The sequence below is a fragment of the Streptomyces sp. NPDC055078 genome, assembly GCF_053607985.1.
In genome coordinates this window covers 1-4,600 of the sequence record NZ_JBSGUP010000652.1, presented here as the reverse complement: position 1 = coordinate 4,600, position 4,600 = coordinate 1, and the positions used below count along the sequence as shown (strand labels likewise).

5 protein-coding genes are annotated in these 4,600 nt (G+C 74.3%); 1 reads left to right on the top strand and 4 read right to left on the bottom strand.

The annotated features are described in order from the left end of the window. Positions 1-20: 20 nt before the first annotated feature. The 3 genes from ACWF94_RS34135 to ACWF94_RS34125 form a co-directional block, all read right to left on the bottom strand. A complete protein-coding gene (locus ACWF94_RS34135) occupies positions 21-1,988 on the bottom strand; it encodes a hypothetical protein (RefSeq protein WP_453497614.1) in 1,968 nt (655 codons plus the stop codon). A 97-nt stretch (positions 1,989-2,085) separates the two neighbouring features. After that, positions 2,086-2,466 (bottom strand): PPOX class F420-dependent oxidoreductase, encoded by a 381-nt coding sequence (locus tag ACWF94_RS34130; protein ID WP_453497611.1) that lies wholly within the window; start codon positions 2,464-2,466, stop codon positions 2,086-2,088. Between the two features lie 118 nt (positions 2,467-2,584). Continuing rightward, positions 2,585-2,839, bottom strand: coding sequence for a helix-turn-helix domain-containing protein (locus ACWF94_RS34125; protein ID WP_453497608.1), 255 nt, complete (start codon positions 2,837-2,839; stop codon positions 2,585-2,587). A 64-nt stretch (positions 2,840-2,903) separates the two neighbouring features. On the opposite strand from ACWF94_RS34125, the gene map reads away from it, so the two are divergent. Then, positions 2,904-3,671 (top strand): type I methionyl aminopeptidase, encoded by a 768-nt coding sequence (map, locus tag ACWF94_RS34120; protein WP_453497605.1) that lies wholly within the window; start codon positions 2,904-2,906, stop codon positions 3,669-3,671. A gap of 229 nt (positions 3,672-3,900) precedes the next feature. Here map and ACWF94_RS34115 read toward each other — a convergent pair. Then, a partial coding sequence (locus tag ACWF94_RS34115) for a glycoside hydrolase family 75 protein (RefSeq protein WP_453497602.1) occupies positions 3,901-4,600 on the bottom strand: 700 nt, incomplete at its 5' end.

Here is a 4,600-nt window from a genome sequence, read left to right as displayed (position 1 = left end):
GTCCGGGGCCCCGGGTCCGGTCAGCGACCGAGGTGGCCCGCGACCCGCAGGGCGTGCACCAGATGGCGTTCATGCGACGGCGACTGGGCGCGGGCGGCCTCCAGCAGCAGCGGGACGAGGCGTGGCGGGTCCGGCTCGGCGATCCGGGCGGCGTCCTCGGGGCTGTGCAACTGCACGCAGGTGGTCAGCAGGTCGTACGCCTCCGGATCGCGCCCCTCGTCCGCCAGGAGGAGCACGGCGTCGGCGATCTCCCCGGCGGGCCGGGTGACGCCCTGCCGCAGCAGTTGTGCGGCGTCCTGGTCACGGCCGTGTTCCGAGAGGGCCCAGGCGATGGCCGCGACCGTCGGGAGGGGCCCGGACGCGGCCTCCCACAGCAGGGTGGCCCAGTCGGCGTCCAGCCCGGCGCGGCGCAGTTCGTCGGCGAGGAAGGGCAGTACGTCGGCGGGCAGCGCGGCGGCCTCGCAGAGCAGGACGTACGCCTCGCCGCCCCGGTCCCCGGCCCTGAGCCGCCCGAGGTTCGTGGCGATCTCCCGTACGGTCCGGACCGCCTCGGCGTTTTCGGCGTCACCATCGGCGTCGGCATCGGCGTCGGCATCGGTGGAGTGCGGGGCGTCCGGACCGGCGGTGCCGGGTGCCGTCGGGGCCTCGGACGGCTGCGGGGGCAACGCGCCGTAGCGGGCGCCCCGGGGGGCGTCCCCGGGGGCTCGTTGCGGTGGTACCTCCGTGGTGTCGCCGGGTCCGCCGATCTCCCCGCCGGCCTCGGCTCCCGCGTATCTGGCGCCCTTCGGCCGGCCGCGCCAGAGCCTGCGGCCCCGGTCGGCGGGGGCGGGCGTCTCCGGGTCCGGCGCGGGAGGGGACCCGGGTTCGGCGGGCGGGGCCTGGTCGCCCCGGTGCGCGGGGTCGCCCAGATGCGCGGGGTCGCCCCGGTGTGCCTGGGCGTTCCGGTGTTGCTGGGCGTTCCCGTGCACAGGGGCGGGAGGTGTCCGCTCCGGTGGGCGGGCGGCCGGGTGTTGCCGCTCCCGGGCCCCGGCGGGCCGGTTCTCCTCCCCCGCGCGCTGGAACCAGGAGAGCGGGCGGGTGGGCGCGGAGACACCCTGTCCGGTGTCGGGCTCCCGGCCGTGTTCGCCGACGGGCGCACGGCGGGGCGAGGGCGCCCGGCCGGACGCCTGGGCCCGGCCGGACGCGTCGGCCTGGCGGGCGGCATATGTGTCGGCGGCGTATGCGTCCGAGGCGTACGCGTCGGCGGCGTACGCCTCGGCGGGTGATGTGTCGGTCCCACGGGGGGCCGGCGCGGGGCCGGGGGCGGAACCCGCACGGTGCCCGGGCCCACGAGCGGGACCCGCGCCGTGCCCCGGAGCGGTGGCGGGGGCCGGGCCGGGGGCGCGGCCCGTGATCCGCCCGGAGGCGGACGCGCTGCCGGACGCGCTGCCGGGGGCGGAGGCCAGTCCGCCCACGGATGCGCCGGATGTGCCGGATGTGCCGGCGGTGAGGGCCGCCAGCCTGGACCGCAGTTCCGCCAGCCTCGCCACCGCGCGCGCCTGGTCGTCCCGCGTCCACTCCAGCTCGCTCGCCAGCGACCGCGCCTTCGCCGAGCCGGCCGGCTGTGCGGCGAGCCGCTGTGCCAGCTCCGCGGCGCGGGCGGTCTGCTCGACCACCTCGTGGCGCATCAGCCCCAGCCGTTCCTCCAGTGCCTCACGGCCTCCGGGCTGCCGGTCGAACGCCGCCGCCGACGCCCCGTGCAGCCGGTGCGCGCGGGAACCTTCGCGGTGCGCGAACCCGGGGCCGCGAATCACCGCGAGATCTTTGAGGAGGGCGTCGACCACGTCCCAGGGCGGGACTTCGACACCTTCCAGACATTCCCGCATCCCTTCGGGGTCACGCTGCCGGAAAACGGCGTACCAGCCGCTGTCCCGGTCGAGCAGTTCGGTCAGACCCTTCAGATACCGCGCAAACACACCGGTTTCGACCGGGAGTTGATGCTCTGCCATCGCCGCCGCTCCTGTGCGGAGTCCGTCCGGACTGTCCGGAGAGTTCGTAGCATTGCACCCCAGGCGTGTTACGTCTCGGCTACGGGCGGTTGTCCGTCTACTGGCGGATGGTCACGGCGATGCCGGTGTGCGGACGTTTGCCCCGGCGCACAACCGCCGCAGGGACATCCACCAGCCAGAACTGCCAGCCGTATTTGCGGACGAGTAGTTTGCGCACCCCGGTCGGGTCGTCGAGAATTTCTGCCGTGCCCTCGGCTGCCGGAGCCCCTTCGGCGACCCGGCCGCGCAGGTCGCACGCCCGCACGACCACCCGGTTGTCCTGATGCAGCCGCTTGACCTTCCAGGAGTCGCTGCGGGTCCAGACGTACAGTTTCCCGCCGTCCTCGGCGAACCACACGGGTGTGGCGACGGCCGTGCCGTTCTTCCGGAACGTGGTCAGACTGATGTATCGGGCTGTGGTGAAGTCCTCGGCTCTCACGCCGCGAGCGTACGCCCCGCGCGCGGCGAGGGCGTGCGGCGATCCGCCGGGGGCGGGCAACCGGGTGGAGGCCATCGGCCACCCGGGTGCGGGCCGTTCCGCTGGGGCGGGCGGCCGGTCAGGCCGCGGGGACCAGCGCGCAGCGCACGATCAGTTCGTCCATGGACAGCCCGAGGGCGGCGGCGAGCGCGGCGACGGTGAAGAAGGCGGGGGTCGGGGCGCGGCCCGTCTCGATCTTGCGCAGGGTCTCGGCGGAGAGTCCGGCAACGGCCGCCACCTCCGCCATACTGCGGTCACCGCGCGCCTTGCGCAGCAGCCGGCCGAGCCGCTCGCCGCGTTCGCGCTCTTCGGGGGTGAGAGGGGTGCGCACCATGGCGTCAGTCTAGAGCCGCCGGTCGCGGTATTCAAATACCGGTCACCTCGGTATAGTAATTGGCATGGTGGAGATCAAGACAGACGCGTCGATCGAGGCGATGCGCGAGGCGGGCCGGCTGGTCGCCCAGGCGCTCACGGCGGCCCGTCAGGCCGCGGCCGTCGGTGTCAGCCTGCTGGAGCTGGACCGGGCCGCCCGCGCGGTCCTCGACGAGGCCGGGGCGGGTTCGCCGTTCCTCGGCTATCGGCCGAACTGGGCGCCGGTCCCGTTCCCGGCCGTACTGTGCACCTCCGTCAATGACGCGATCGTGCACGGCGTCCCGGACGGCTACCGGCTGCGCGACGGCGATCTGCTGAGTCTGGACTGCGGGGCCATCAGGGGCGGCTGGGTCGGCGACGCGGCCGTCAGTTTCACGGTGGGCCGCGCCCGCCCCGAGGACACCCGGCTGATCGCCACCGCCGAAGCCGCCCTGGAGGCGGGCATCGGCGCCGCGGTCGTCGGGAACCGCATCGGTGACATCGCGCACGCGATCGGCCGGGTGTGCCGCTCGGCCGGCTACGGCCTGCCGGACGGCTACGGCGGCCATGGCGTGGGCCGCCGGATGCACGAGGACCCGGGCGTCCCCAACGAGGGACGCCCGGGCCGGGGCATGCCGCTGCGCCACGGGATGGTGCTGGCGATCGAACCGATGGTGATCGCCGGCGGCACGGACGAGCACTACACGGGCCGGGACGGCTGGACCGTCCGGACGATCGACGGCAGCCGCGCCGCGCACGCGGAGCACACGGTGGCGATCACGGACGACGGCCCGCGCGTGCTCACGGCGCTGTGAGGACGTCCGGCGCCGCCGGGCCGTCCCGGACGACCCCGGGGACCGCCCGGGGACGGCCGGGCCCCCGGCACTGCCTCCGGGCCCCGGGCAGGCGGCACGGCCCTGGGCCCCGGCGGGACACCGCGGACAACCGGGACACCGTGAGTTCCGCCGACCCTCCGGCCCGTTCCCCGGAAGGGCTCTCCGGTCACCCCGACCGGCACCCGGTCACCCCTTGCCGACACCCGGCTCAGTTCTCCGTCAGGAACTTCTTCGCCAGCGAGTCCCCGAGCGTCACCGCCGCGCTGTGGCTTTCGATCGGTGAGACCTTGGAGTTCTTGAACAGGATGTACGTCACCCCGGACGCCACCCCGCCGGTCTGCGGGTGGGGGTCGATCCCGAGGGCCTTGGCCATGCCGTAGGACGCCTCGCCGATGATCTTGGCGGGCCCGGTGTCGCCGACGACTCCGTACCGGACCTTGTTGTTGTGGATGACGGCGACCACACCGCCGCCCTTGATCCCGTAGTCGGAGTACTTCCAGTTGGTGCTGGGGCTCGGCACGACGATGAACGGCAGCTTCTCGGCGTTCAGCGGTTTGCCGTTGGATTGGTGGAACGCCGTGTCGGGCAGGAACCAGGGGTCGGTCGTGGTGTTGCAGTGAGTGGTGACCTGGCCGTCGCAGTCGATGTCCATATCGGCCTTCCAGAACACCGCGCCGTTCTTCCCGCAGACCGGGACGGTCGCCGACCCCCCGGCGTCCTTGCTGTATTTGCTCTTGGAGATCTGCGTACAGCTCGTCACCTTGGCCAGCAGTTCGGCCGCGCCGACCGTTCCTTCCCGTACGGAGTGGGCCCCAGGCGCCGCGGCCTGCCCGGTGCCGGCCGCGGCGGGCAGGGCGGCGGCGGGGACGGCTGCGAGGAGGGTGCCGGAGACAGCGGCGAGGAGATAT

Bases quoted from the DNA above. Each gene is read 5' to 3' on its own strand.
- ACWF94_RS34135 (WP_453497614.1), bottom strand. From the start codon at position 1,988: ATGGCAGAGCATCAACTCCCGGTCGAAACCGGTGTGTTTGCGCGGTAT.
- ACWF94_RS34125 (WP_453497608.1), bottom strand. From the start codon at position 2,839: ATGGTGCGCACCCCTCTCACCCCCGAAGAGCGCGAACGCGGCGAGCGG.
- map (WP_453497605.1), top strand. From the start codon at position 2,904: ATGGTGGAGATCAAGACAGACGCGTCGATCGAGGCGATGCGCGAGGCG.